The organism is Pseudodesulfovibrio profundus (assembly GCF_900217235.1).
GTDB classification, from domain to species: Bacteria; Desulfobacterota; Desulfovibrionia; order Desulfovibrionales; family Desulfovibrionaceae; genus Pseudodesulfovibrio; species Pseudodesulfovibrio profundus.
On the sequence record NZ_LT907975.1, the window covers coordinates 428,188 to 453,761 of the forward strand.

The 25,574-nt window shown below is 46.4% G+C and carries 28 protein-coding genes and 2 tRNA genes; 10 read left to right on the top strand and 20 right to left on the bottom strand.

Annotation, left to right across the window (positions count from 1 at the left end):
- Positions 1-282: 282 nt before the first annotated feature.
- The 8 genes from DPRO_RS02075 to DPRO_RS02105 all read right to left on the bottom strand — a co-directional run bounded on the left by DPRO_RS02075 (position 283) and on the right by DPRO_RS02105 (position 7,461).
- Positions 283-993, bottom strand: coding sequence for a hypothetical protein (locus DPRO_RS02075; protein WP_157917340.1), 711 nt, complete (start codon positions 991-993; stop codon positions 283-285).
- Between the two features lie 136 nt (positions 994-1,129).
- Complete coding sequence (locus tag DPRO_RS02080; protein WP_232005676.1) at positions 1,130-2,086, bottom strand: tetratricopeptide repeat protein; 957 nt, start codon at positions 2,084-2,086, stop codon at positions 1,130-1,132.
- 93 nt (positions 2,087-2,179) lie between these two features.
- Positions 2,180-2,932 (bottom strand): hypothetical protein, encoded by a 753-nt coding sequence (locus DPRO_RS02085; RefSeq protein WP_097010588.1) that lies wholly within the window; start codon positions 2,930-2,932, stop codon positions 2,180-2,182.
- Entirely contained in the window at positions 2,916-3,485 is a 570-nt protein-coding gene (locus DPRO_RS02090; protein WP_097010589.1) for a hypothetical protein, read from the bottom strand. Before DPRO_RS02090 ends, DPRO_RS02085 begins: the two co-directional genes overlap by 17 nt.
- Positions 3,472-4,032 carry an RNA polymerase sigma factor gene (locus DPRO_RS02095; RefSeq protein WP_097010590.1) on the bottom strand — a complete coding sequence of 187 codons (561 nt, stop codon included), beginning with the start codon at positions 4,030-4,032 and terminating at the stop codon, positions 3,472-3,474. Before DPRO_RS02095 ends, DPRO_RS02090 begins: the two co-directional genes overlap by 14 nt.
- Positions 4,033-4,112: 80 nt before the next feature.
- Positions 4,113-4,406 (bottom strand): SpoIIE family protein phosphatase, encoded by a 294-nt coding sequence (locus DPRO_RS20695; RefSeq protein ID WP_407681395.1) that lies wholly within the window; start codon positions 4,404-4,406, stop codon positions 4,113-4,115.
- A protein-coding gene (locus tag DPRO_RS02100) for an IS3 family transposase (RefSeq protein ID WP_097010305.1) occupies positions 4,330-5,471 on the bottom strand; the annotation gives its coding sequence in 2 pieces (ribosomal slippage) (positions 4,330-5,210 and positions 5,210-5,471; 1,143 coding nt in all). Before DPRO_RS02100 ends, DPRO_RS20695 begins: the two co-directional genes overlap by 77 nt.
- A 55-nt stretch (positions 5,472-5,526) precedes the next feature.
- Positions 5,527-7,461 (bottom strand): SpoIIE family protein phosphatase, encoded by a 1,935-nt coding sequence (locus DPRO_RS02105; protein ID WP_097010591.1) that lies wholly within the window; start codon positions 7,459-7,461, stop codon positions 5,527-5,529.
- A gap of 301 nt (positions 7,462-7,762) precedes the next feature.
- Between DPRO_RS02105 and DPRO_RS02110 the strand changes: the two genes are divergently transcribed.
- The 3 genes from DPRO_RS02110 to DPRO_RS02120 all read left to right on the top strand — a co-directional run bounded on the left by DPRO_RS02110 (position 7,763) and on the right by DPRO_RS02120 (position 9,982).
- Complete coding sequence (locus tag DPRO_RS02110) at positions 7,763-8,020, top strand: hypothetical protein (RefSeq protein WP_097010592.1); 258 nt, start codon at positions 7,763-7,765, stop codon at positions 8,018-8,020.
- Between the two features lie 65 nt (positions 8,021-8,085).
- Entirely contained in the window at positions 8,086-9,300 is a 1,215-nt protein-coding gene (locus DPRO_RS02115) for an ISL3 family transposase (protein ID WP_097010593.1), read from the top strand.
- 97 nt (positions 9,301-9,397) lie between these two features.
- Positions 9,398-9,982, top strand: coding sequence for a diheme cytochrome c (locus tag DPRO_RS02120; protein WP_097010594.1), 585 nt, complete (start codon positions 9,398-9,400; stop codon positions 9,980-9,982).
- Positions 9,983-10,037: 55 nt separating this feature from the next.
- On the opposite strand, the gene DPRO_RS02125 is transcribed toward DPRO_RS02120, so the two are convergent.
- The gene (locus tag DPRO_RS02125; RefSeq protein ID WP_013513350.1) at positions 10,038-11,135 is read right to left on the bottom strand and encodes a metallophosphoesterase; all 1,098 of its coding nucleotides are present in this window, start codon (positions 11,133-11,135) and stop codon (positions 10,038-10,040) included.
- 143 nt (positions 11,136-11,278) lie between these two features.
- On the opposite strand from DPRO_RS02125, the gene DPRO_RS19885 reads away from it, so the two are divergent.
- Complete coding sequence (locus DPRO_RS19885) at positions 11,279-11,416, top strand: hypothetical protein (RefSeq protein ID WP_157917343.1); 138 nt, start codon at positions 11,279-11,281, stop codon at positions 11,414-11,416.
- A gap of 517 nt (positions 11,417-11,933) precedes the next feature.
- Entirely contained in the window at positions 11,934-12,281 is a 348-nt protein-coding gene (locus tag DPRO_RS02130) for an SH3 domain-containing protein (RefSeq protein WP_097010595.1), read from the top strand.
- A gap of 82 nt (positions 12,282-12,363) precedes the next feature.
- Here DPRO_RS02130 and DPRO_RS02135 read toward each other — a convergent pair.
- The 6 genes from DPRO_RS02135 to rimI all read right to left on the bottom strand — a co-directional run bounded on the left by DPRO_RS02135 (position 12,364) and on the right by rimI (position 15,486).
- Positions 12,364-12,450 (bottom strand) — tRNA-Leu (locus tag DPRO_RS02135).
- 125 nt (positions 12,451-12,575) lie between these two features.
- Positions 12,576-12,662 (bottom strand) — tRNA-Leu (locus DPRO_RS02140).
- A gap of 12 nt (positions 12,663-12,674) precedes the next feature.
- Positions 12,675-13,022 (bottom strand): preprotein translocase subunit SecG, encoded by a 348-nt coding sequence (gene secG / locus DPRO_RS02145; RefSeq protein ID WP_097010596.1) that lies wholly within the window; start codon positions 13,020-13,022, stop codon positions 12,675-12,677.
- A 39-nt stretch (positions 13,023-13,061) separates the two neighbouring features.
- Positions 13,062-13,820 (bottom strand): triose-phosphate isomerase, encoded by a 759-nt coding sequence (gene tpiA, locus DPRO_RS02150; protein ID WP_097010597.1) that lies wholly within the window; start codon positions 13,818-13,820, stop codon positions 13,062-13,064.
- Positions 13,817-15,019 (bottom strand): phosphoglycerate kinase, encoded by a 1,203-nt coding sequence (locus DPRO_RS02155; protein ID WP_097010598.1) that lies wholly within the window; start codon positions 15,017-15,019, stop codon positions 13,817-13,819. Before DPRO_RS02155 ends, tpiA begins: the two co-directional genes overlap by 4 nt.
- 23 nt (positions 15,020-15,042) lie before the next feature.
- Positions 15,043-15,486: a ribosomal protein S18-alanine N-acetyltransferase gene (rimI, locus tag DPRO_RS02160; RefSeq protein ID WP_097010599.1), complete on the bottom strand. Its 444-nt coding sequence runs from the start codon at positions 15,484-15,486 to the stop codon at positions 15,043-15,045.
- 95 nt (positions 15,487-15,581) lie between these two features.
- On the opposite strand from rimI, the gene DPRO_RS02165 reads away from it, so the two are divergent.
- A complete protein-coding gene (locus DPRO_RS02165) occupies positions 15,582-16,121 on the top strand; it encodes an NUDIX hydrolase (protein ID WP_097010600.1) in 540 nt (179 codons plus the stop codon).
- Here the strand turns inward: DPRO_RS02165 and DPRO_RS02170 are convergent.
- Complete coding sequence (locus DPRO_RS02170; protein WP_097010601.1) at positions 16,118-16,909, bottom strand: inositol monophosphatase family protein; 792 nt, start codon at positions 16,907-16,909, stop codon at positions 16,118-16,120. The genes DPRO_RS02165 and DPRO_RS02170 overlap by 4 nt on opposite strands.
- Positions 16,910-16,966: 57 nt before the next feature.
- Positions 16,967-17,170, bottom strand: coding sequence for a DUF6485 family protein (locus DPRO_RS20425; protein WP_097010602.1), 204 nt, complete (start codon positions 17,168-17,170; stop codon positions 16,967-16,969).
- Between the two features lie 237 nt (positions 17,171-17,407).
- On the opposite strand from DPRO_RS20425, the gene DPRO_RS02180 reads away from it, so the two are divergent.
- Both DPRO_RS02180 and gcvT read left to right on the top strand, forming a co-directional pair.
- The gene (locus tag DPRO_RS02180) at positions 17,408-19,141 is read left to right on the top strand and encodes a hypothetical protein (RefSeq protein WP_097010603.1); all 1,734 of its coding nucleotides are present in this window, start codon (positions 17,408-17,410) and stop codon (positions 19,139-19,141) included.
- A 31-nt stretch (positions 19,142-19,172) separates the two neighbouring features.
- Positions 19,173-20,258 (top strand): glycine cleavage system aminomethyltransferase GcvT, encoded by a 1,086-nt coding sequence (gcvT, locus tag DPRO_RS02185; RefSeq protein ID WP_097010604.1) that lies wholly within the window; start codon positions 19,173-19,175, stop codon positions 20,256-20,258.
- Positions 20,259-20,300: 42 nt separating this feature from the next.
- On the opposite strand, the gene DPRO_RS02190 is transcribed toward gcvT, so the two are convergent.
- Positions 20,301-20,951, bottom strand: coding sequence for a lysophospholipid acyltransferase family protein (locus DPRO_RS02190; RefSeq protein WP_097010605.1), 651 nt, complete (start codon positions 20,949-20,951; stop codon positions 20,301-20,303).
- A 160-nt stretch (positions 20,952-21,111) separates the two neighbouring features.
- Here DPRO_RS02190 and yedF point away from each other — a divergent pair, with 160 nt between their 5' ends.
- Together yedF and DPRO_RS02200 are read left to right on the top strand one after the other, a co-directional pair.
- Positions 21,112-21,720: a sulfurtransferase-like selenium metabolism protein YedF gene (yedF, locus tag DPRO_RS02195; RefSeq protein WP_097010606.1), complete on the top strand. Its 609-nt coding sequence runs from the start codon at positions 21,112-21,114 to the stop codon at positions 21,718-21,720.
- Between the two features lie 128 nt (positions 21,721-21,848).
- A complete protein-coding gene (locus DPRO_RS02200) occupies positions 21,849-22,601 on the top strand; it encodes a pseudouridine synthase (protein ID WP_097010607.1) in 753 nt (250 codons plus the stop codon).
- Here DPRO_RS02200 and DPRO_RS02205 read toward each other — a convergent pair.
- Positions 22,598-23,284: a LolA family protein gene (locus DPRO_RS02205; RefSeq protein WP_097010608.1), complete on the bottom strand. Its 687-nt coding sequence runs from the start codon at positions 23,282-23,284 to the stop codon at positions 22,598-22,600. The genes DPRO_RS02200 and DPRO_RS02205 overlap by 4 nt on opposite strands.
- A 13-nt stretch (positions 23,285-23,297) precedes the next feature.
- Entirely contained in the window at positions 23,298-25,541 is a 2,244-nt protein-coding gene (locus DPRO_RS02210) for a DNA translocase FtsK (protein ID WP_097010609.1), read from the bottom strand.
- Positions 25,542-25,574: the final 33 nt, after the last annotated feature.

The following is a 25,574-nucleotide window of genomic DNA, read 5'->3' on the forward strand; positions in this document are numbered from 1 at the left end:
AAGATTCTGGAAGCCTATGTGGCGAGTGCGGCCACTTGCTTTGTAAAGACTGTACATATGAACTGAGTGTGAGCATGGGGCAATACTGTCCTGGATGTCACTCTGTTATACCTATGGATGGAGATGAAGAGATTCATCCGAGTAGTTAATAAACAACCACTTCTTTATATTTCAATTTCACCAACCAACTTAGTTGCTCAGCCTTTTTGTCACTTCTTAGCTGCCACAAATAAAAAAGGGAGCCACCATGATGGCTCCCTTGATGCTTACAATTACAGGGTGCTACTTTTTACCGCCGCCCTTTCCTTTGCCGCCACCCTTTCCATTGCCACCGGCATTACTGCCACCAGCCTTTCCAGAGCTCTTAGAGCTCTTGTCTGACTGAGCGTTTCCATTGTTACCACGGGAACCGCCTGGAGTTTTGGCTCTGCCGGTTTTCACATCACGCTTGGTAGAGCGAGACTTGGCCATGGACTTATTCATGCTCTTATTATTCTTTTGAGCACGAGCCTGCGTCTGCTTTTCCTTCTGCTTCATGTGGCCGAGTCCAAGAACACTCGGATGGACGCCCAGTTCATGAGCTATTTCACCCCAGCCCATACCAGACTCACGCATTGAAGAGATTTCACTTGTATCGACAGATGCAGCATTGGCGATTGTTTGGTCAGCCTCCTCCTGGACGCTCTCCAGGTTGGCTACGGCTGCATCCAGTGCTTCTTGGGCAGCAGCCTGCTCTTCTTCAGTTGCATCTTCAGGGAGGCCATCAAGAGCTTCCTGAGCTTCAGTTACAGATTGCTCAGCCTCTGCAACGTCGGCTTCAGCCGCGTCAATTGCGGCCTGGTTTTCTTCTGCAGAAGCTTCGGCAGCTGCTGCTGCAAGATTTTCTGCCTTGGCAGCCTGAGCAGGGTTAGCAAATGAAGATTCTTCTCCAGTATCTTCACCCTCTTCCCCTTCTGTAGTCTCACCAGTACCCGGATCTGCTGGATCAGTCACTTGTGTGTCATCACCGACAGTCCCATCATCCGTTTGCGCGGAAGCAGATGGTACAATTATCAGACCTGCCAAAAGCAGGCAGCTCACCATGTATGTAACTTTTTTTATAATGTTCATCGAGTGTACCTCACTCTCATCACTTAACTACTGTGATGAATTGTACTGATTGATCTACAGTCTGCGACTTCCCATCAACCGTTATTATTTCTGACGAACCAAACCAACTCAAAGGCAGTCTTTTTTCTGAAGGAGCAGGATGACCATTTACAAGGTAATCACGAACTGCTTCTGAACGTGCTTTTGCCAATGACTTATTACCTTTAACATAAGTGACGATGTGCAGAGCCAGTTTGTCGTTGGTATTCATCATGGTTTTCAGCACTTGTAGCGAGTTCTTGCTTTCCGCTTTCAGATCAACACTCCCCTCTTCAAAATTAATGCTTCGCAAAGGAACATTGCGCTCCCCGATGATGAAGTTCCGGTAGGTAAAATCACCAAGTACATTTAAACTTTGTGTAGCCTGAATAGCCAGACTTCCGTCCGGATAATACTCAAGGAACTTCTTCCAGGACTTCTTTGCCTCTACGCTTTTTCCCAGCTTGTTAAGGACTAACCCTTCATTGAAAAGCGCTTCAGGATTATAAGGATCAATTTGAATCACCTTACGGTAACGAATAAGAGCTTGTTCCCATTTGCCTTTATCAAGGTAGCTATGTCCTAGATAGAGATTTGCTGAAACGTGATTTGGGTCAAGTGATATGGCTTTCTGGTACGCAGCACGCTCTTGCGGATAGTCAGCAAGCGCCCAATGGGCCACACCCTGCCAAAAAACATAGTCGGCGTTATCTGAATCCAAAGCCACAGCCTTATCCAAAAACTGCAATCCCTGGGCGGGTTTGTTCATCCCCAGATAATACCTGCCGATAAAGTATGCAGCAGAGGCATCATCCGGGTTTTCCTGAAGTTGCTCTCCCAAGACTTCAATGCCTTCAGCATATTTTTCCTGGTTGAGATAGTACGGTCCAACAACTTTAGAGCATCCTGTCAAAAAAAGAGCTCCCAGTACCATTGCCGATAATAAAACGCGTTTCACAGACCGACTCCATTTTCTATCTGTAGTTGTCGCTCTTATTTTAATATACGAAGCCAACAACCAACAGGTCACATTTTTTAATACATCCATCCGTTATTTGCTTTGCCCTCGCATGTTGCGAAGAGTAAAGCCAAGTAAAGATGCCACATCATTGGGGCTACCTGAATTTTGAAGCCCTTTGATCGCCGCATCTTTGATTGCGAGATCGGAGATTCCCCTTTCTCTGGCAACAATAACAACCCGTATAAAGTAACGCCAGGACGGGGGTATTTGGGAAGCAATAGAGTATGAATCTACAATATCATTCACATACGATTGATTAAATCCATATTGAACCAGATATGAAGCCATTTCCAACCCTATTGAAAATCGTGGTGCCTGAAGATCTTTGTGGCGATCAATGAAAGTCGAGAAAAACTCACCAGAGACACCATTAACCAGGCCATCCCCTACAATTGTTAATAATTCAGGATCATCGTTATCTGTTCCAGCCTCAAGAATACTTTGCGCTTCAATATATTTTAAACGCATCCGATCCATCACAACCACGATTTTTGAAGGGTGCACCTGCTTGCTCAACCCCTCAGTCAACTTCAACTCAAAAGGCCTTACAGGTAATCCATGGTTGCAGGCGTTAATTAGGGAAGCAAGCAAAGCTACCTTGTACTGTTCTTCTACTTCTGCATGTCCCTCGGATAATTTCAACTGCTCTATCAGATAGGGGGAAATACCACATTCCAAAGCTTTTTCAGTTACTTCTCCAACCCATACATCGTCTGCCAATGCCAAGTTGGCAGGCATAAGGATGGAAAGCGAAAAGAATATCAATTTAAAGATGTTGCTCATTACTATCACTTACAAGAATCATAGAATTTCGATTGCCGAACCCGTCATCACGAATCATTGGGGCACGTGGATCAAGCTGAATTTTCTTTCCATCAATAAGGAAGCTGTACTCGTGATTACCGGGAGGTAACGATGATTCAAGAATCCAATAGCCAGCTTCCGCATCGTATCGCATGGACCCCCCTTCTGGTTTCCAATTATTGAATGAGCCAATAACAGAAACAGATCGAGCCTCCTTGGCTGGATCATTCATGATGAAACGTATGGCCGAAGACTGATCATTTTTTGTACTATCTGCTCCCCAAATAAAACCAACCATAATTAGTATGACAGCAGCAGTTAAGCCTCCGGCTACTTTGGCAGGACTGAAGGAAACCGATACAGGGTTGGTAAACCAACTTAATAGCTTCCGCCAAAAAGGAACCTTTTTCGGGGCCAGCTGCTGCATGACAGAACGGGTAAAATCAATTGGTGGCTCGGATTCTGGCACTGACTTGATATAGTTTATTAATTCTGAATCATGAATATGATCATTGTGCTTATTGCTCATCATTATCCTCCATCAGGCTGTCCTTTACCATGTCTAACCCTCTGCGAACTCGCATTTTGGCACCGCTCAAACTAATCTCAAGTGTTGAAGCTACTTCTTTGAATGAGAAGCCATACTTAAACCTAAGGATTAACGCCTCCCTGTACTTGTGACCCAATCCCATAATTGTATCGAATGCCTTTGCGCCATCAAGCTGCTTGTCTGTTTGAGACTGACTAGTGCTGTCATCCGGGTGATAATTTATATCCATAGACTCAGGCACAATGACTTTTTGCTCTCTTCCTCTTTTACGAATCCAATCTCGTGCAATATTGAGAGCCAATGTATAGAGCCATGGGAAGAATCGCTTACTTTTATCAAATGATTCAAGCTTACCATATGCCTTGATGAATGCTTCCTGAGCAAGGTCTGAAGCCTCATCTGCATTTCCCGTGTACCGAAGCATTAGACTGTAAATAGCTCGCTGATGTTCGCGCACGAGTACACCAAAAGGGTCAGGATCCCCTTTTAGTACCTTGTTGATTATATCTTTTTCCCGATCCGAATTCATGAATCGATCTGCTTAGTGCTCATGGTTCTATTTAATTATACGAACCAGAAGAAAAATAGGTCACATTTTTCATGCAGACATTACTTAATGCTTGGAGGCTGGTTCTCGACTTTTAGCACAGCGATGGTCATATCATCCTTCTGTGGCGATACTCCACGGAAGTCTACAAGTTGACCTTTCAATTTTTCAATGATTTCCTCTGCGCCCAGTCCTGCATTCTCTCTTATGAAGGCCACCAGACGTTCTTTCCCAAATAACTCACCATTCTCTGTGTAAAGTCCCCTTTCATAGGGCCAGTTAACGGTAGAGACTCCCGGCAGTTTTCGGGGGGTTGCCCAGAGGGTAGGGGGTACCCCCTGCCCTTTGGGCAGCAAAATTTATCGGCGACATATTCCCCAGGGATTCATGAGGACGTTCCTCGTTGTACTCACGGATAAAGTCCTCCGTAATGGCCCGAACTTCGCTCAGGCTGTTGAACACGTACAAATCAAGCACTTCTTCTCTGTAGGTTCGGTTGAACCGCTCGATGTATGAGTTCTGGGTGGGTTTGCCAGGCTGAATGAACTCCAGATTCACGCCATGCGATTCGGCCCAGGCCGCCATGACAGTCCCCGAGAACTCTGGACCATTGTCCATTCGCAACCTCTCGGGATAGCCGCCACGCTCTTCGGCTACCCGATCCAGCACCCTTACCACTCGTCCTGCTGGCATATTGGTATCGATCTCCACGGCCAAGGCCTCACGGTTGTAATCATCTACAGCGTTGAAAGTCCTGAAGACGCGACCGCTGTAAAGCGTGTCCCGCATGAAATCTATCGACCAGCAATAGTTTGGCGCAAGCGGTTGGGCCACTGCCGTCCGAGAGGCTTGCGGAAGCCGCTTCTTGGCCTTGCGCTTCAGGTTCATTTTCAAGAGGCAGTAAACCCTCCAGACCTTCTTGTGGTTCCAGGGCTTGTCCTGCTGTCGAAGGACGTTGAAAAGCTTACTGAAGCCCCATGTAGGCTTTTTCTCGGCCAGTTCAGTCAAGGCTGCGATGACATCGCTGTCGTCCCGCGGATGCGGCTTGTAGGCGTAGTAGCTCCTACTGATGCCCATGGCCGCGCATGCCTTGCGCAAGCTCAACTCAAACGCGTTGACCATGTGCATGACAAATTCCTTGCGTTGAACTGGCCTCAGAGTTTTTTTTCGATCACATCCTTGAGCGCCATGTTTTCCAGGCTGAGGTCGGCGAACATCTGCTTGAGCTTACGGTTCTCCGTTTCGAGATCCTTCATCCGTTGGATATCGGATGCCTCCATGCCGCCATACTTTGACTTCCACTTGTAGTACGTGGCGCTGCTCACGCCGTGCTCGCGGCAGACATCGACGACAGTTCGTCCGCCTTCCACTGCCTTCAGGATCTTGACGATCTGGTACTCGCTGAACTTCGATTTACGCATGCAAAACTCCTGTCCCATTTTGGGCCAGAAGTCTCTACTTGGCAATGGACCTACTTTACGGGGACTTTACATCTGAAGTGGATTCCCAAATGCCGTCTGTGCCTATAATGATGATTTGCCCAGGCTTAAAACCACTGATTGCACCAGATTCATAGTCTCCACCAGAGAGAACTCCCAGTGGCAGCCCCTGACCAGTCAGTTCATCAAATTGATCGGTTTGAGGATCATAGAGTAATGCCGGATCATGTCCTGCACGCACCCAGTTGGCTGAACCATCTTCAAACAACTCAAGGGCAAACAACGTCATAAATCGCCCGGTTTCATCCAAATCTTCAGCCATGAGATCGTTAACGGCCGTTACAGCCTCTGCGAGAGGTTTGCCGCTCGTTATCTGGCTCCGTAAATAGGCACGAGCCGAAGCCATCATCAGTGCAGCCTGAAAACCATGACCGCTGACATCTCCAACTCCAACAACCAATGACTTGGTCCCATTCATGGTACGGGGTATGAACCCATAATAGTCGCCACCGGTTTCATCGCAGTACGAACTTGAAGCTGCAATATCCAAAGAGAAAAATGTGGGATTTTCTGAGGGAAGCAAGTTCTGTTGAACCTCTTGGGCAACCTCAAGATGATTCTTCATTGCCACACGTTCCTGGAGCTCGGGAACCATCTTGTTTACTGCGGCTGCAAGTTGGCCAATCTCATCAGAAGATCGAACTTGTGCTCTGACCAAAAAATTTCCTTTGGCAACACTCTTAACTGTATCAACGAGAATACTGATATTTTGAGTAAACAGTTTTGCAAGCAGCATGGAAATCAAAACGACGAAAATAGCGACACCGAAGACTATTAAACTAATTTTTCCATTATGCTCATCTACCTGAGAAACAACATATTCTCGTGCAGTCTGGGCCTCACTGACAATATCCTGCCTAGGAACCACCAATAATAAAGAAAGCCCATTCTCCTGAATAGGAGCATAAGCCCAAAGAGCGTCCCCTGAACTGTCAGGCATTCCGACGACACCGGCTCTTCCCTTTTCAATATTATTTACCATTATAGAGTACTGTTCCATATCGGTAGGATTGAGCCATTGCTCGCGATCAGACATCTGCCAATGCCGCATCTCATCACTTTGAGCTAATTGTTGAGCAACAATACGTAAGCTGTTGTTTTGTTGGCTTTGATTAGCAGCCGGACGAACCAAATACGACTGAAAGCCTTCTGAGTACATCTGCACATGGGAGTTCTTGTGCAAAACTGCGTCTACGGGGATTACTATTGAAAGCCTCCCCTGCACTTCGCCCATTTCATTCCTTATCAATGACGTAAAACGAAAACTCATCTTTCCTGTAAAAGAGTCAACTTCCGACAGTGTCCATCCTAATGCGTTATTAGACACATTTGCCCCCGATCGCATCCTCGACTGTCGCATCATCCGCTTGGATTGCAATTTCGGATACGAGATATCAGTCCCCTCCTGGAGTGACATTTCGATCCATAAGATCAGTTTTGGGTAATTTGTTTTCACATCCCTGAAAATTGAAGCGAGATTCTCTGCCATGTCAGGTTGTATGGTCCCTTTATCAAGGGTAATATCATTGAAATCCACATGTAAAAGCTGCTGGCGCCCCCCCATATGCATAAACGAGTAATCCGCCAACATTTCCTTGCTAAGCACTTCATTCAAGTCCAACGAGTCGTTGTCCACAATGTGTGAATGTCCATACAACACCCCCTCGACCTTTGACGCCATTAGTAGAGAAATTGATTCCAGGAGCTGCCGTTCACGCCCAAGTACTCGCGCATAATCCTCAACTATACGCTGCAAACTGTTACTTGCTTTGTGAACTAGAACATTTTCGCTTCTCTCGGCTAACTTATCCCCCATATTGAGGATATCCCTTTCCACAACTGCACGAACCAACAATAGCGGGATTAGAGAGATAAACATTAACAAAACAAGTAATTTAAATCTAAAAAGCATTAAAGCTCCTGTATTTTAATCCATTTTAGGCGCACATCATGTTTTTAACTTGCAGGGAGTATTCCAATGCGCCAGGACCGATTAATAATATGATTATTATCCATAATTATATGATAATACTAGGCACAAATGACCGCACTCAGTGCGCATTTTTTTGCACATGCACATGCAACTATATTCACTAAACCTGACAAAAACAGTCTGGATTGTTTTTGAAAAAATGGCTAACGAACTAAAATACAAGGACAAGCCTGTATTGGCATAGTCATTGTTAGGAATATGCAAACTTCATGGAGTAATAATGCACGTCAGTAAAATAGTATTGTCAGGAGTAATCCTCACACTAACCCTGTTTGCCCCACTTGGGAATAACTCAAATGCTGCCAAGGGAATTGAAGAATTTACTCCTCAAGGCAATTACATAGGTGACACGGACGAACTTGCAGACCTCAAGGAATTCTTGGCTATCGCTGCAGAGAGCAATAATGAGCTACGAGCTGCGTTTCACGCCTGGCAGTCTGCTATAAAAAAGGTTCATCCGGCTCAAGAGTACTTTTGACAAAATGAAAGGACATGGCGTCCAACCGATGGAAGTACCACCAACCATCGGGAGGAAGAACCACCATGTCCACGAGTTTGATGTATCACGCCTTCGGTCTGACCGGCTTCGACTATGTTCGGCAGTCGTTTGTGGCCGGGAACATTATCTTTGATGTCCGGCCCAAGCCGAAACTGGTCAGATGTCCGGAATGTAAAAGCCAAGAGGTCGTTCGACGTGGGTCATTTGAGAGGTGGCTCAGGACCGTTCCCATCGGCTTCAAACCTGTTTGGCTGTGTGTGGAGGCTCCGCGAGTAGAATGTCGGAAGTGTGGCTGTGTTCGACGAATCGACCTGAAGATTGCCGAGCCGAGGCGTTGGTACACAAGGGCTTTTGAGCGATTCGCATTGGCACTCACCAAGATGATGACCATGCTTGATGCATCTGCCTTACTCGGTATCGGGTGGGACGGAATCAAGTCCATCTTTAAACGTCACCTCCAGCGTCGTTTCGGCAATCCGTCTCTGTCCGGCCTCAAGTATATCGCCATCGATGAAATCAGCGTCCGCAAAGGGCACAAATATTTGACCCTAGTTATGGACCTTGAAAGTGGCGCAATCGTATTTGTGGGAGACGGCAAGGGCGCGGAGGCACTGGATCCATTCTGGAAGCGGCTGAAGCGTTCAAGCGCAATGGTTCAAGCGGTCGCTACAGATCTGAGTATAGCATACATCAGCGCAGTTATGACCCACCTTCCAGGTGTCCCACTGGTGTTCGATCATTTCCACGTGGTGAAGCTCATGAACGACAAACTGACAGAGATTCGACGCAAGATTTTCCAGGAGTTGGAAAACATGCCAGGGCGGGAAGTTCTCAAAGGAAGTCGCTGGATTCTATTGAAAAATCCAGAAAATCTGAATAAGAAACGCAATGAACCGGAACGATTGAAAGAAGCTCTGCGATTCAATGAGCCATTGGCCACGGCCTATTATATGAAGGAAGATCTGCGGCAAATTTGGAGTCAATCGGACAAAGCAAAAGCCTTTGTTTTCCTGGACGACTGGATTGCCCGTGCAACTACGTCAGGGATCGGCCCACTGGTGAAGATGGGCAATACCATGGTAAAATTCAGGTTCGGCATTCTGGCTTGGTATGATCATCCCATTTCGTCAGGCCCGATGGAAGGCTCCAATAACAAGATCAAAACCATGAAACGGCAGGCCTACGGCTACCGGGACAAGGAGTTCTTTAAACTCAGAATCATGGGCATCCATGAGTCCCGGTTTATCCTGACGGGGTGATTTATGATGTTTGTTTCTTTTTGTGGACTTTTTTATCCCCTAGAGGTATGGTATTCAAAATACTATCCTCAGCGCTAAGTGTTTGAATAAAATCAGTATGTTGCTTGATGAAAAAAAAGGGAAAACCATGTGTAAGTCAAAGCTCTTGGTGGGACTCATAATGATTACTTGTTTTCTATCGAGTATTGTTGCCTTGGCAGATGACCATAATGATCGTCGTAAACACCGTAAAGACCACCACGATCGAGAGGAGGTAGAAGATGCCGTGCCCAGCCCTAAAAATGAGCTCTACCTATCGGTTTGCGGTTCATGCCACATGGCCTATCCGCCGGGGTTGCTAAATTCGGCCTCGTGGGCTGCTTTGATTCAGGGGGCGAGTGAGCATTTCGGCGAAGATCTTAGTTTAGACACCAAGGATGCCGAAGAGCTCGAAACCTATCTTACATCAGGGGCATCTGAAAACGTTCAAGGAGAATTAGCTAGGGATATTTCCCGGGATTTGGGGAATCGGATTGTAAAGCGCATCACCGAAATTCCTGAAATAAGAAAAGAACATCATGAGTTGAGTGCCTCAGTGTTTTCAAGAACATCTATTGGTGGTCTTTCAAACTGTATTGCATGTCACAAGCGTGCTGATGTCGGAGTGTTTGACGACGACGAGGTAAGCATACCACGAGAATGATCCAAAGAATTTGAGGTTAAAGGGCGAGAGTTTTTTTGCTTATCTTTTGGTGATGTTATTTCGACCGTAAGGTGACCCGCAGGATTTCGCTTGGCCTCCACAGACGCATGCGCGGCCCCCAAATGCCGGTTCCCCGGCAGATGATGACTGTCATCGAGTCGACCTCGTGACGTCCTTCCAGCAGTGGGTAGCGCAGCCGCACCAGATAACCGAAAGGCCAAACTTGCCCTGCGTGGGTATGGCCGCTTAGCATCAGTCCGACGCCTTGTGCAGCCGCCTCTGCGGTGCGTAGTGGGGTGTGCGACAGCAGAACGGTGGACCCGGCAGGACGGTCTGACAATGTTTCGGTTATGGGGTCTGCGGTTGCTGCCATGCGTGAGTGGATGGTTAGATCCTCCACTCCGGCTATGATCAGCCCCGATGCCGGGGACTCCCACTTGTTGAGCAGCACATTGAATCCGGCATCAGCCATGAGCTGCATGGGATTCCCCTCACGGCCATATTGCTCGTGGTTGCCCTGAACCGCAAAGACACCAAACGGTGCGCGAAGGGTGCGTAGCACGGGCAGCAATCCGTCATAGTTTAGGCTGTGTCCCTCGAAGATGTCCCCGAGCAGCACGATCATGTCCGGCTGCATGGACATGGTTTGCTCTATGCGAGCTTTGAGCCAGTCCGTGTCCTGTTGGGAGCCGATATGAAGGTCCGACAGTCCGGCAATGACCATACCGTCGATGTCGAGCGGTAATTCGGGCAGGGCTACCTCGTACTCCGTGATTACAGGCGAACGTAGCCCTTGCACCATGGCCAATCCCGACAGGAGCAGTCCGGCCAAGAACGCCGCCCCCCGCAGCTTGGGTGTCATGCGTGGCATGAAAAAACCGAATCCGGTGATGATGTCTACGAACAGCAGCAGGACGAACGTGAGAAAAATGACGACTAACAGGTTCATTCCAGCAAGTTCAATGACCGAAGCCCATTGTTCATCGCGGCCATGACAAAACGCTCTGCCCAACCAGACGGAGACCCAGGACAGGACACAGAGGCCCAAGCGTATCGGCCAGGAAATGCGGTCGAACAGGGGGAGGCCCCCCATGCGCCAGAAGATGTACCCAACCATTAGGGCAGCCGCAGTCAGAAGGATAGTTCCGAACATGTGACCTGATTACCACAGTAAGGGAATAATGCCACCGCCTAGTTGTTTCTAAATTTTTATGATCATCCAGCTAAAGCGTACTTCGACTCATGAATGTCCTTTCATTTTGCCAAAAGTACTCTTGAGCCGGATGAACCAAAAAAATGAACAAACATATGATGACCACCATGAAAGGCATGGGCCTTGCCAAAAAGAATGTCGACGAAGGCATTCCCATGATGATGGATGGCCTCAACAACATGGAAAAGGTCCTGGAGTCCATGAAAGGCTCAATGAAGTAATTGAGAACCATAGTAAGAACTGAAAGCCAGGAACGTTTTGCGTTCCTGGCTTTCTTTTTATTAGCTTATTTGCCGTATTTTTTAAGATAATAAAAGCGGCTAAAATATATGATAGAATAGGTCGTATTTCCCACCTCGCCAATTGAAGCTCCAACCCACGATTTGAAGATGGGTGCAGTTTATCGGATACTCCTCTTCTTACCTATCATATCAAGAGGTAATCACTCCTCAATAAGGATCGATCAATGACAAAAAAAATCGGTTTCCTCTTGATTTATCTTGCCAAGCCGTTAACTGCCATATCTATAAAAAAAACCGTAATTGATTGAATCTAATAGATATTTAGGAATAATTTTGGAGACACTTCAGGTGCGAACTTCGGTGTATTGATAGCAAAACCAAGATGGATAAATGCATTTCCTGTCCCCTTTCAGAGTCTTGCTCCCAAACTATTCGGTACTCCTTGCAGTAGAAAAATAGATAATCTATTTACCAAGAAAAAAGGAGGTTAAAAGTAATGATGTATAGAGTGAGAAGTGAATACCTTGAAGCACCAGATCACCCCATTGAAATCAAGCAAGGTGAAGTTTTAGAGTTTGTAGAAGAGTCTGATGCTGAAGGGGATTGGGCTAACTGGGTATATTGTAAAGGCGTAAATAAAGAGGGGTGGGTTCCTAAACAAATACTCGAAATAAATAATAATAACATTTTAGTTTTAAAGAATTATTCTGCCAAGGAACACAATTTGACTACGGGCGAAATCTTGCACGCTGAATATGAACTTAATGGCTGGATATGGTGTGAAAAAGAAGGCTCCAGAGGTCTTTGCGCTTGGGCCCCTTTAAATCATCTCGTTAAGATTTGACCACTTTTCTCATCCGGGCAACAATGGCCGTATCAAAAAAGAAAAGGGTTGCAGCTTATTAGCTACAACCCTTTTGAATTCGTGGTGCCGAGGGGGGGATTCGAACCCCCACGGAATTTCTTCCACTGCCCCCTCAAGACAGCGTGTCTACCAATTCCACCACCTCGGCACTATACACGCTCGAACTGATTGCTCAGTGAACAGTGCCTATTTTTCAAACTACACAGCTACATTCTGCTGTTGAGAGGGGAAAGAGAAAGGTTGCAGTGAGGTGACCGCAACCCTTTAAATTTATGGTGCCGAGGGGGGGATTCGAACCCCCACGGAATTTCTTCCACTGCCCCCTCAAGACAGCGTGTCTACCAATTCCACCACCTCGGCACGATCAAAAAGCTATTCGCTCTTTTCTTCGCTACCAGTATCTTTAAACTGAACTGCAGGCTTTTGCTGCTCAGCGGGAACGATCGGCTGGACCGTTTCCTCGCCCTGGAGCATCAAGGATTCATTTTGAGAAACCTTGGTGCCTGTGAGGACGTTGTAGGTCAAAGAAGTCACCAGAAAGACAGCTGCCAACCCTGCGGTTACCTTGACGAGAAGTCCACCTGCGCCCGAGCTACCGAACATTGTGGAGCTACCGCCGCCGAAGATGACTCCCATCCCCTCGTGACCGGACTGAAGCATTACAGCACCGATCAGAAAGATGCAAGCTAAAACATGAATGACAATAACTAAAGTTTCCAAAATCTTATCCTTCTTCTGACTTGTATGCAGTCACTTAGATTAGTCGGCCAAAACGATCTCAGAAAAGCTTTCGCCGTCCAAGCTCGCGCCTCCTACCAATACTCCGTCGACATTGTCAAGCGCAATAATCTCTCCACAATTTGCGGGCTTCACACTTCCGCCATATAAAATCCTGATATCACTTGCCTTTTCTCCAAAATAGGAAATCAGAGTTTTTCTGACGAAAGCATGTGCTTCTTCAATTTCTTTTGGCCCAGCGACTTCACCGGTCCCAATGGCCCAAACCGGCTCATAAGCAATGGAGATGTCTTCCGGTGCAGTCTCTGTCGGTACATCTTTAAGCCCCTGACGCATTTGTCGCTCTAAAGCTTCTTCAACCTTATTTCCTTTGCGTTCATCGAGGGTTTCGCCAACGCATAGTACAATACGCAGCCCCTTTTTCAGGCCAAAGGTAGTTTTATCACCGACAAAATCGTCAGTCTCCCGAAGGATATGCCGACGCTCAGAATGGCCAGTTAAACCATACTTTGCCCCTGAATCCTTGAGCATTTCGGGCGACAACTCCCCAGTAAACGCTCCCTCACTCGCAGGATAAAAGTTTTGTCCCCCCGCCGAGAACCCCTCAGCAGACTCAAAAACTTCCGCTACACCATGCAGGCAGGTAGAAGGAGGAAAGACCAGCACTTCACGATCGTCTGGGAGCTTACCTGAAACCAGCTCGACAAGTTTACGAGCTGTGGTCACAGCTTCATCTCTGGTTTTGAACATTTTCCAGTTGGCAGCCATTAATTTTTTCATTTTACCATACACTCCTTCAGAGCTTTGAAAGCGGGCAGTTCTTTCCCCTCAAGAAACTCGAGAAAAGATCCACCACCTGTGGAAATAAAACTGAACTTGTCGGCCATGTGCAGGGCGTGAACCACGGCATCGGTATCTCCCCCGCCGACAATGCTTATGCAATCATCCAAATCAGCTATCGCCCGACAAACGGCAAAAGACCCCTCAGCAAAAGCAGGAGTCTCAAAGAGCCCCATGGGACCGTTCCATACTATGGTTTTGGATTGAGCGATTACTGACGTGAAGAGCTCAACTGTTTTGGGTCCTATATCAAGCACCATGACGTTATCTGGAACAGCGTCCGCTGTGCAGGTACCACTCTTTTCGGTTGCAGTGTGATCTTCTGCATAAACAAAATCCACAGGTAGGTGGAGCTTGGTTCCAGCCTTCTCAGCTTTCTCCATAACTGCAATGGCTTCATTCACCAGGTCTTTTTCGACGAGTGAATTACCAACCGATTGTCCCTGAGCGAGCAAAAAAGTATTGGCCATGGCGCCGCCGATGATGATGTCGTCAACTTTTCCTAGCAGGTTGTTCAATATTCCAAGCTTGGAAGAGACCTTGGCTCCACCGGAAATACACACATAAGGGCGTTTGGGGTCAGAGAGCGCATCTCCAAGATATTCAAGCTCTTTCTTCAGCAGAAAGCCTGCACAACACTCTTTTGCATGTCTTGGAATATCAACAACGGATGCATTCTCTCTATGGGCAACGCCAAAGGCATCATTAACATAAACATCCGCCAGTGAAGCGAGCTTTTTGCCAAAATCTCCACGCGCTTGCTCGGTTTTACCGGTCTCCTCAGGATTGAAACGCAGGTTTTCCAACATCATGGCCTGACCAGGCTTAAGTTCGGCAGCCATGACCCTGGCATTCTCTCCAACTGAATCGAACGCAAGCGGAACATCAATTCCCAACAGTTCAGCTGTTCGCTTTGCGACAGGGGCCAGGGATAACTCTGGAACGACTTTGCCCTTGGGCTTCCCAAGATGTGCACACAAGATAATAGCGGCACCATTTTTCAATGCGTATTTCAAAGTGGGGATAGCCGCTTGAATTCTGTTGTCGTCAGTGATGACATCGCCATCCAATGGAACGTTGAAATCGACTCTGAATAGCAGTTTTTTCCCTTGAATTTCAGCTTGATCAATAAACTTCATAATGATTTATCCCTATGATGAGCCTAAACAAAATCAACCCTAAACAATAATGCATCTTCTTTGGTGTCGGGGTAATACTTCTTGCGTACACCTATCTGCTTGTACCCAAATTTTTGATACAGTTCGATAGCAGGAGCATTGGAAACTTTCACATCCAAAAAACCCTTCGCGACACCACTCTCTTTACATATAGTAAATGCATGCTTCAGCAATGCCGTTGCCAAACCATGCTTTCTGAACTCTGAGCGTACAGCCAGATTAAGTATCTCCATCTCATCTTTGATGATAGAGATAGCAATATATCCTGAAAGGACGCCATCTGTACGGGTCCCAAGAATGATGAACGCTCCGCGCTCCAATCCCAACAAAAACTGGTCTCGACTCCAGTGATATTCGAAACACGCATGTTCCAATTCAATGAGATCGTCGACATCAGTGGCGTTCAACCGTTCAACTTCAATATTCATTTCTACCCTTGTGCAGCGATTTTAGCTACTGGAAATATGCCAACAACGAGTGTATACACACTTATTCAGTAAATCAAAGATTTCAAGGCAGCACATTGAATAAAGAAAACAAGAACGGCTCACCCGATGATCAGCTTCATCTCCTGGAGGTTGTTGATGACAACAATCGTCCGATTGCCGCATTACCAGCAGAGATAACTCATCGCCAGCTACTGAAGCACCGCTCAGTTCAGGTGATGATTTTCAATTCTGATCGAAAAATATATCTCCAGAAGAGACATAAGCAAAAAAGCATCTTTCCTGGCCGTTGGGATATTTCTGCCCGAACACACCCACATGTAAACGAATCTACGGAAGATGCGGCGATTCGTGTACTTCACGAAAAGTTGGATATGGAGGTTGAGTCCCTGCAGTTTGTCAGAACGCTTCCAGCCTGCCCTGAAACTGCCTTTGAAAACATGACCATCTATGCGCTGACAAAAAACACACAGCCCATCAAACCGAACTCAAAAGAGGTTGAAGAAGGTTACTATTTCTCCAATGAAGAGCTAACCTGTCTTGTCAAAGAATTCAGAGAGCTTCTGACTCCAAACATCGTTACCCTGTGGGAAGCAGGTTTACTGGTCGCTCCCTAACATTCAGTCAGAATTTTACTCAGATCATCGTGAATTCGTCCATTGGTTGCCAGTATGTTCGGAGATGAAAAGGTATACTCCTTTTCACAATCTCTCTCAGAGACCCTCCCCCCTGCTTCTTGCACAAGTAAAAGACCTGCCGCTGTATCCCAAGGGTTCAGTGCACTTTCATAGAATCCATCATACCTACCGGCTGCCACATAAGCCAGGTCCATGGCTGCAGCTCCAGGACGACGCACTCCCTGAACAATCGGCAAGAGTTTCTCGAGATTATTGAGTACATCGTTCAAATGTTCCTCAATGGCATAAGGGAATCCTGTCGCTATCACGGTTTTATCCAATGAAGCCTCTTCAGAAACTGATATCCGAGAGTCATTGAGATAGGCCCCCCGCCCTTCAACAGCCGAGAACAATTCACCCAGTATAGGTAGGTTGACTACCCCTAAAACAACTCTGTCTTCATGCCAAAGAGCGATTGAATTAGCGACAAAAGGCAGCCCATGAGCAAAGTTGGTGGTTCCGTCCAACGGATCGATTATCCATGTAAATGCTCCCAGCTGTGTTTCCTTGGCCGACTCCTCGGCTAGAAACGTAGCTTCAGGCAAAAGAGGTGCAAGGCGCTCTACCAGGAATTTTTCGACAGCTATATCAGTTTCCGTTACCAAATCCACCCGTCCCTTGTGGGTGATTTTTTTATCCGCCCCAAAAGCATCACGGACCAGCTCTCCAGCTTCCCTGACTATGGGAATAACCTGAGCAACTACAGCATCAATATCGAAATCCCGCATTTTTTTGACCCCATGAAAAAAGGCGGTGAGAACCGCCCTTTTGTAAGAGAACTTGATTTAGGCTCTGCGTTGAATAAAAAACTCTACGGTCCTGTTATAGGTCTTCTCTTCTTCTTCAGAGAAATAACAGGCTGGAATCTCACCTCTCTGGCGATGATAATGCAGACATTCGCAACAAATGCCATGCTTGTCACAAGAGTATGTGCAGGAGCAATACTGCTCATTGATTCCAGATCGTGGACACTGATCTTTCTTCTTCATTAGTACCTCGTAAGAGCAAAGGTTGACACAATCACCTCAAAGCCACGGGAACTGTAGACAAACAGGGATAATGCGTCAACGCATCCATCATCAGCCACAAGCATGAATTAGAAAATGTAATTAGCATTAATCATGGTAATTTCGTTGAATTTTCTACAATATGGGTATAAATATACAATATTGTAACCATTTCATCTGACAGTAGTCGATTTTGTTCACGGGAGCACGTGGGATAACATGTGGAAGAAAGCTTTCAGCAAGGCTCCAGGCCTCAAATCATATGGGCGTAAGAACTCGCCTGACCCAAACCTGAAAACTCTTGAGGAACTCAAGGAATTTCTGGACTTTTGCCACATAAAATATTGCCTTCTCAAACCCTACTTTACCGTCGAGAACTATCCTCTTGTAGAAGCCAGAGAGCTTCTCCCTTCATTTGAAGTTGATTTATACGAATACAAGGCGCTCCCGGGGATGAGCCTCGTGGCCTTCGAGCGCCAGTTAAGCTCCTTTCAGGAAGTTTTCCAATACGACTCCCTGCATTCCCTTGCAGACTGGGAAGATATGGCTGATCTTGATCAGGAAATGGTCGAAAACAACGCTGTTGCACAGAATATCAAGACATATCTTAGCCGACTGCCTAAAAGGCATCACTCGGATTTTCTCAAAACATACGATGGGAAGGACATTACGAGCATGAAAGACTACGGTAACATGCTCCAATTCCTCCTTGAACTTGAGCGAGCTCACATTCTGGCGCTTGACTCGACCGGGAAATTCACTTTGCAAGGAATGTACGCTTCACTGCCTTCAAATCTTGATAGCGAGTTGAAGCAGTTCGGACTAAAAATTGGAAAGTTCAGGCCGGGCGACAACTTGATGTACGAACAGAACCGATTGTTTGTATATCAATTCATGATGGAGTTACACGGGTTCCCAATCGTTTCTGAGCGACGCACATCATCTGCGATGTTTGCCATACGACTGCTTCGTTCCGGAGAACGATTCATTGTTCGAGTGCTGGGCCAAAGCGACCGGACCATTACAACAATGATGTCTCCACCAGATTCTACTCCAAGGCATCTGAAAAAGTACCCGAGGGTTGAGAAAATAGCTCTGGTACAGGTTAATGAGAATCAGAAAGAAACCAACACGATGCTTCGAGAGCAAGGTTTTTTCATCGACCCCAAAAAACGAGTCGTTATCCTTCGTGTGACGTATCAGCAACATGAATACAGCTCAAAAAACGTTCGGGAAGATCGTGCCCTTTCGGTTTTGCGACAGGAGATCATCCACCCAATAACAGGAAAAGCTCTGGACTCATTGAATATTATTCAAAATGTCCAAAACATGATTTTACGACTCAACGACATTGTTCGAGGTGAGTATCGAATCGCTATCAACTATAAGCGCAATGAAATCATCAATAACACCGACACCCATGAAAACAGGTTGAAGGTACTGTATTCTTGGCTTTCAAAGCATATGCATCGCATAATCGACTACTCGGACGAGTACTACTCGCAAATAGTCAGAGTGTTGGATAGCTACCTGCTGGCTCCCGACAACTACGACACTTTTAACGATTATCACCAACTCCATCAGGAAGTTTGGGTACGGTTCAATCAAATCCAACAAGCTCGAAAAATCCGTATCCTAGGAGATCTTCCTTCTCGCCATTATAAAGGCAGTACAGTTTCATACGAGCGAATGTTGCAACTGATGAATGAGACTCTCAATGAATTGAAGTTTGAGATTGTCAACTATTTTGACAGCTTGATTGTAAAAGTCTTGATCATTGGTGGCGATGTGATTTCCAATCCGTACTTGCTGAGAAAATATATCAATGTTGACGAAGAAACACTTTCTCCTTACGGCAAACGTATACGATCTCATTATAATGAACTTATCCAATTGCTAGATGAGTTTAGATCGATTAGGAAATCTCGTAGGTCAAACATGCTACGAGACTAAAACTACCTAAAGAATATGCTCAGGAGGCAATATGGACAAACTTCAAACAACTCCGCTTACAGATTGGCACCGTGAAAACGGAGCAAAAATGGCACCATTTGCCGGCTTCGATATGCCTGTTCAATACAAAGGTATTATCGTTGAGCACAAGCACACCAGAGAAAAGGCTGGTATATTCGACATCTCTCACATGGGAGAGTTCGCTTTGACAGGTGCCGGGTCTAAGGATGCACTCAACAAGGTTGTGAGCCATGACCTGAACACCCTTGCCCCGGGCAAATGCCGATACGGATTCCTCCTGAATGAAAGTGGTGGAATCAACGATGACCTCATCATCTACTGTATGGCAGAAGACGAGTACATGCTCGTTGTGAACGGTGCATGCCGAGAGAAAGATTTCGCCCACATTTCTTCCAACCTTCCGGACTCGGTACAACTTACCGACATCAGTGACCAAACAGCAAAGATCGATATACAGGGGCCAGAGAGCCTCGTAGTGCTTGAATCATTGATGGGAGAAAAATGGAATCATCTCAAATATTTCAATTTTGAAACTAATAATTCGCTGGGCTTCTCAATGATCGTCAGCCGCACAGGCTACACTGGTGAATTGGGTTATGAACTCTATCTGCCTGCAGATCAGGCCTTGGGAGTTTGGGAGAAACTGGCTGCCAATGAACTGGTTGAGCCAGTTGGATTAGGTGCTCGCGACACATTACGCCTTGAAATCGGTTATCCGCTGTATGGACAAGATCTTGACGAAGAACACACGCCCAAAGAGGCTGGAGCAGGCTTCTTCCTTAAAAAAGAGTCTGAATATATAGGAAAATCCGGCCTCGACAAAGTCAATGAATGTCTGATTCCCTTAATGATTGAAGGAAGAAGAACAGCCAGACACCACGACGAAGTATTGTTGGCCAACGGAAACAAAACCGGAATCGTAACAAGTGGATCTTTTGCTCCGAGCCTTGGGTGCTGTATTGCTCTGGCTTACGTAAAGGCTGAAGACGCCGACAACGACACTTTCCTGATAAAAACAGCTCGTGTGGAACTGGAAGCCAAGAAAACGTCCCTCCCTTTCTACAAGGAAGGAACTGCTCGTATGAAGCTCGATTAAGTAGACAAGCAAACAAAAAAGGGACGCTCTAGCGTCCCTTTTTTATTTTTGAGGTCCGAGCATCTTCATGTGCTCTTCCAAGCGCTCTCGCTCCGAAACAAGTTCACTTTTAGTTAGCTTGTTCGTAGTTACAGAAAAAGGCTCGCCCACATAGACATCGCATCGAGTAAACGGATATGGGACGACGAATTTATCCCATGATTTTTCGAATACTATTTTGGATTTTGAGAATGTCCGTAAAGGGATAATCTTTGCACCTGCAATCTGTGCAGCTAAAATAATACCATCTTTGGGTTTATGCCGGGGGCCACGCGGACCATCCATTGCAAAAGCGGGCATGACGTTTTCTCGCTCCATGACCCTTTTCACCTCCAGCAATGCCCTAAGCCCACCTCGGGAACTGGAACCTCGAATGGTGCGATGTCCCAGGCTCTCCAGCAATTGTGCAGCGATCTCCCCATCCTTACTCTGACTGACAAGTGCTGCAAATCTTTGCGCAAAAGCTCCCGCCATGCCTATGATGTTGAATAAATCATCATGCCACAGCCCAATAACAAAGTGTTCACCAGTGGCTTGCTTTTCTAGTAGCCCTTCAAGGTCACCATGGAATTTATAGCGAATCGTACGAACCCACCCTTTATAAGCAAGGGAGAAAACAGGCATTAATTTGAGGGGATCTATGGGTATTCTCATGATAAAACTCGTTCTTTGAATTCTTCATACCTACACCCCAATATAAGAGCAAGAGAGGATTACCCATTGACGGACTCATACAATGTCAAATCAAGCATATATGTTTTCTATTTGACCTAATTGCAAAGTCTATGCTTGGTTGGACACAAAGGAGTGAACCATGTCTAAAAAACATATTGTCTGCCAAGGACTTCCCTGCCCTCAACCTGTTCTTAAATGCAAAGAGGTCATAGAATCTGATCATCCAGAAGAAATCACTGTGACAGTCGATAACGAAGCCGCAAAGGACAATGTGTCCCGGTTCATGAAAACCCAAGGGTATACTGCTTCCACAGAGCCTTATGGAGAAGACTACCTTGTCAAAGGTGTTAGAAGTGAAGACTGCCCAGCTTGTGAAACAATGGATGATGCACAGCTTGAAGCTGCAGCTAAACACAAGATTCTTGTTTTCCTCCCTACTGATGTAATGGGAGGGGGAGATGATGTACTCGGTGAAAAACTGATGTACAATTTCCTTTTAACCCTCAAAGAACTCGGTAGTGACCTGTGGCGAATAGTTATGGTCAATGGCGGTGTGAAGCTCAGTACTGAAGATTCATCCTGCATAGGAATACTTCAGGACTTGGAAAACAAAGGTGTTTCCATCCTGGTGTGCGGTACATGTCTTGAGCATTTTGAGTTGATGGATCAACGTGCTGTCGGACAGGTTACAAACATGCTTGATATTGTCACCAGCTTCCAACTTGCTGAAAAAACCATCCGTATCTAGCTTTAATTCCAACGAATAAGTTCAAGGCTCTCTATGGTTTCATAGAGAGCCTTTTTTACAATGATTACACTTGGTAAAGGTTTGACGAATGCCAGTCGAACGGATAGTTATTGTGGTTGGAGAAAACAATGGACAATACCAAGCCAATACGACTCAATAAATTTATTGCTCAATGCGGGATTGCCTCTCGCCGTGGAGCAGATGACCTTGTCTTTAGCGGAAAGGTTTCCGTCAACGGAAAGTTGGCAGACTCACCTGGCTACAAAGTCGATCCGACTAGTGACATTGTCAAAGTCAACAACAAAACCATCGGTTTGCAATCAACAGCACAGAATATCACCTTGATGATCAACAAGCCGATTGAAGTTGTTACAACGGCCAGCGACCCTCAGGGAAGAACAACTGTTTTGGATTTATTGCCGGAAAAATTTAAAAAAATTCGCCCTTTCCCGGTTGGGCGCTTGGACTATTTCTCTGAAGGCCTGTTACTTCTAACAACCGATGGTGACCTTTGTTATCGGCTGACTCACCCCAAGTTCCACCTTCCCAAAGTCTACCGAGTGACTGTGCGTGGTAGAGTTCCCGATGCAGTATTGAAGACCATGCGATCGGGCATGACGTTGGAGGATGGAGAGAAACTGGCCCCAGTCCTGATCGATCTCAAAAAGTACACCGATGGGAAGCAAATCCTGGACATGACTCTTACGCAAGGTGTCAATCGCCAGATTCGACGGATGTTTGCAGAGTCCGACATCACTATATTGAAGCTACGCCGCACAAAACAGGGGCCGCTCAACATAGGCAGCCTTAAGCCAGGTAAATGGCGTGAACTGTCAGAAAGAGAGTTAGCCTCTCTCAAAAAGGCAGTTGAACTCGCTTAAAAGCCCTGAGAGTTATCCTCCACAATCACGCCTTCTGGAGGACTGAACTGAAAGATATCCTCATCCAGAGCGACATCAAGTTCAATACCGGATAGCCGGACTTCATTGCCGTTGCCGTAAAAATCTACGATCATGACCTGACGCAGTAAGCCTGTGTCAGGTTCAACACCGATAAAGGCCAGCACCATCCCTGGCTCAGGCTCTTTCGGAGTCAACTGCAGGATAACATTTCCCTTACCCCACTTTTCCCGGACTGCCTCAGCCCCTTCCCACTCTGTTTTAACAAAAAAATCTTCTTTCAGGTTGGCCTGACCAGAGATGAAGCGAAGGATGGTTTTGGAGTTTAACAGGCTCTCCACGCTATACTTAATTGCCAACTCATCTTCTTCAATATAGTCCCAGGCAAAATCAGGTCCGACAATGAGTAACTCCTTTTCAGGCTCACTGGTTTCCCACCGAACTCTGGAAGGCTGTTTGAACCAGATTTTCCCTTTGCGAACATCTACTTCGCCACTAGCAATGTTTGTCAGCTCCTGTACAAAGTCTGCTTGGAACGAATCCATATTTTCATATTTTTCCTGAATCAGATTCGGCATTGCCTCTGCATCAACTTCCGCAGCCCATGAGGGGGAAGTGGCAAAGAGTACCAGCGCCGCAATAACCAATATATTTTTAACCTGCATACTGATCTCCAGATTATTCCTTTACTAAAACTTTTCTGGGCTTACTGCCTTCTTGAGGACCGAGTATCCCTTCCATCTCCATTTGCTCAATATAGCGTGCTGCCCTGTTGAAACCTATCCTGAACCTTCGCTGCAACAACGAGATGGATGCTTTCCCTTGACTGAGCACGAATTGTACCGCTTCATCATAAACAGGGTCGTTCGATGCACCTCCACCGACAGAACCACCAGAATTTTCAGCATCTTTTTTCCAATCCGAAAAGTCCAGATCAAAGTTCTGCGGTTCATGCTCCTTCCAAAAATTAACCACGTGTGCAATTTCTGTTTCATCAACGTACGCTCCGTGCATACGCTTCAACTTGCCACCACTTGGCTTGAACAGCATATCACCCTTGCCAAGCAGGCGTTCGGCGCCGACCGAGTCCAGGATGGTTCGAGAATCGAATTTTGATGTCACAAAGAAAGAAATACGCGTAGGAAAGTTGGCCTTGATCAAGCCGGTCACAACATCAACACTCGGCCGTTGCGTGGCAAGAATCATATGTATACCGGCAGCACGAGCCAGTTGTGCAAGCCGAACAATACACTGTTCAACATCCTTGGCCGCAGTCATCATCAGATCAGCCAACTCATCAATAATAATGACTAAGTATGGCATGGGTTTGAAGCTTTCAAACTCTTCCGGGAGGTTCCCCCCATAGCTTTCGAGCTTCTTATTGTACCCTTCGATATTACGGACGCCCATTTTGGCCATTTTTTCATACCGGCAATCCATCTCGAAAACAGCCCATTCAAGTGCAGACTTGGCCAAACTCATCTCGGTTACAACCGGATGTACCAAATGGGGCAACTCTGCATATGGAGCCAGCTCAATGCGCTTGGGATCAACCAACAGCAACTTAACCTTGTCCGGTCCAGCCTTATACAGCAGGCTCAATAAAAAGCCGTTGATTCCAACTGACTTACCTGCTCCAGTTGCACCAGCAACAAGCAAATGCGGCATCTTGGCAAGATCAGCAACCTTGGTCGCACCATGAATATCTTTGCCGAGGGCAAGTGTTAATGGGGAAGAACTCTTTGCGAATTGTGAAGATTCTAGAACCTCACGTAAATAGACTGTCTCCCTGTCAATGTTGGGTATTTCGATACCAACACTGTCTTTCCCCGGAATTGGTGCTTCAATTCGTACGGATTCAGCTCGAAGAGCAAGGGCAATGTCATCGGTGAGGTTTTCGATTTTACTCACCTTGACGCCTGGCGCCGGTTTGAACTCGAACATGGTGACAACCGGTCCGGGTACAACTTGTTGAATCTCACCATTCACATTAAAATCATTCAGACACTCTTTCAGTCTATCCGAAAGGGGCTGTAAGACTTCAGCTGTCTGGCTCGTCTTTTGATCAGCAGGAGGAGACAACAAGTCGGAACTCGGTAACTCTCCGTTGCCAGAGACTACTTTGCTCGCTTTGCTGACCGGCGTCTTTTTGTTTTGTTTTTTCTTGGTATTAGCGTGTTTTACCTTCTGTTTTTTGGATGGCTGCTCCAAATCAACATATTCTAGATCCAGTTCTTTCTCTTGGCTTGACTTCTCTGCTTCCTTGGCTGCTTTTCGAGCAGCTTTTTGCGCTTTTCTCTCTTCCTTTCTCTCAAGTCTAGTAGCATTCCATTCAGCAAAGCGATCATTTGAAGACGAGAGCCAAGACAACAGGTGCTCCCACACAGTGGCCCAGGAAAAACCGACTAAAGCCTGGAAAGAAGCAATGGTTACAAACAACCACAATAAAAGAGAGCCCAGCGGCCGCAGATACGGCAACGTCAGCCTCGTGATAATATCTCTTCCAAGGTATCCGCTGCCAATCAAGCCATACGCGTCGTCTGGAACATCAAAGAGCCAAGGATGCATGGCCCATGCTTCGAATGCGATAAACAGTCCGATCAAGCCAAGCCAACGGACTCGGGACAAGCGGATTCTCGATACGAATCGAGCCAAGCCGAGGTAGAGGAAGTAAAAAGGCCAGACCATGGCACCAAGGCCAAAGATTTCAACCAGAAATCCGGCACAATATGACCCAGCGACTCCGACGACGTTCTGAACAACCCAACCGGGAGTAACAGACTGGTTGAAGCTGGGATCACTGGGATGAAATGACAACAAACTCAAAAAGAGAAATGCCGAAAAAAACAAAAACAGTAATCCGACAAACTCCTTACCATACCCTTTGTGTACAGACTGAGCAGTTGATTTCCTTCGTGCCATGTATATTCCTCACTTCCCAAAAAAGGTCCTGAA

Coding starts and splice junctions, on each gene's coding strand:
- DPRO_RS02085 (WP_097010588.1), bottom strand. CDS start 2,932: ATGAGCAACATCTTTAAATTGATATTCTTTTCGCTTTCCATCCTTATG.
- DPRO_RS02090 (WP_097010589.1), bottom strand. CDS start 3,485: ATGATGAGCAATAAGCACAATGATCATATTCATGATTCAGAATTAATA.
- DPRO_RS02095 (WP_097010590.1), bottom strand. CDS start 4,032: ATGAATTCGGATCGGGAAAAAGATATAATCAACAAGGTACTAAAAGGG.
- DPRO_RS02105 (WP_097010591.1), bottom strand. CDS start 7,461: ATGCTTTTTAGATTTAAATTACTTGTTTTGTTAATGTTTATCTCTCTA.
- DPRO_RS02110 (WP_097010592.1), top strand. CDS start 7,763: ATGCACGTCAGTAAAATAGTATTGTCAGGAGTAATCCTCACACTAACC.
- DPRO_RS02115 (WP_097010593.1), top strand. CDS start 8,086: ATGTCCACGAGTTTGATGTATCACGCCTTCGGTCTGACCGGCTTCGAC.
- DPRO_RS02120 (WP_097010594.1), top strand. CDS start 9,398: ATGTTGCTTGATGAAAAAAAAGGGAAAACCATGTGTAAGTCAAAGCTC.
- DPRO_RS02125 (WP_013513350.1), bottom strand. CDS start 11,135: ATGTTCGGAACTATCCTTCTGACTGCGGCTGCCCTAATGGTTGGGTAC.
- DPRO_RS19885 (WP_157917343.1), top strand. CDS start 11,279: ATGAACAAACATATGATGACCACCATGAAAGGCATGGGCCTTGCCAAA.
- DPRO_RS02130 (WP_097010595.1), top strand. CDS start 11,934: ATGATGTATAGAGTGAGAAGTGAATACCTTGAAGCACCAGATCACCCC.
- tpiA (WP_097010597.1), bottom strand. CDS start 13,820: ATGAAAAAATTAATGGCTGCCAACTGGAAAATGTTCAAAACCAGAGAT.
- DPRO_RS02155 (WP_097010598.1), bottom strand. CDS start 15,019: ATGAAGTTTATTGATCAAGCTGAAATTCAAGGGAAAAAACTGCTATTC.
- rimI (WP_097010599.1), bottom strand. CDS start 15,486: ATGAATATTGAAGTTGAACGGTTGAACGCCACTGATGTCGACGATCTC.
- DPRO_RS02170 (WP_097010601.1), bottom strand. CDS start 16,909: ATGCGGGATTTCGATATTGATGCTGTAGTTGCTCAGGTTATTCCCATA.
- DPRO_RS20425 (WP_097010602.1), bottom strand. CDS start 17,170: ATGAAGAAGAAAGATCAGTGTCCACGATCTGGAATCAATGAGCAGTAT.
- DPRO_RS02180 (WP_097010603.1), top strand. CDS start 17,408: ATGTGGAAGAAAGCTTTCAGCAAGGCTCCAGGCCTCAAATCATATGGG.
- gcvT (WP_097010604.1), top strand. CDS start 19,173: ATGGACAAACTTCAAACAACTCCGCTTACAGATTGGCACCGTGAAAAC.
- DPRO_RS02190 (WP_097010605.1), bottom strand. CDS start 20,951: ATGAGAATACCCATAGATCCCCTCAAATTAATGCCTGTTTTCTCCCTT.
- yedF (WP_097010606.1), top strand. CDS start 21,112: ATGTCTAAAAAACATATTGTCTGCCAAGGACTTCCCTGCCCTCAACCT.
- DPRO_RS02200 (WP_097010607.1), top strand. CDS start 21,849: ATGGACAATACCAAGCCAATACGACTCAATAAATTTATTGCTCAATGC.
- DPRO_RS02205 (WP_097010608.1), bottom strand. CDS start 23,284: ATGCAGGTTAAAAATATATTGGTTATTGCGGCGCTGGTACTCTTTGCC.
- DPRO_RS02210 (WP_097010609.1), bottom strand. CDS start 25,541: ATGGCACGAAGGAAATCAACTGCTCAGTCTGTACACAAAGGGTATGGT.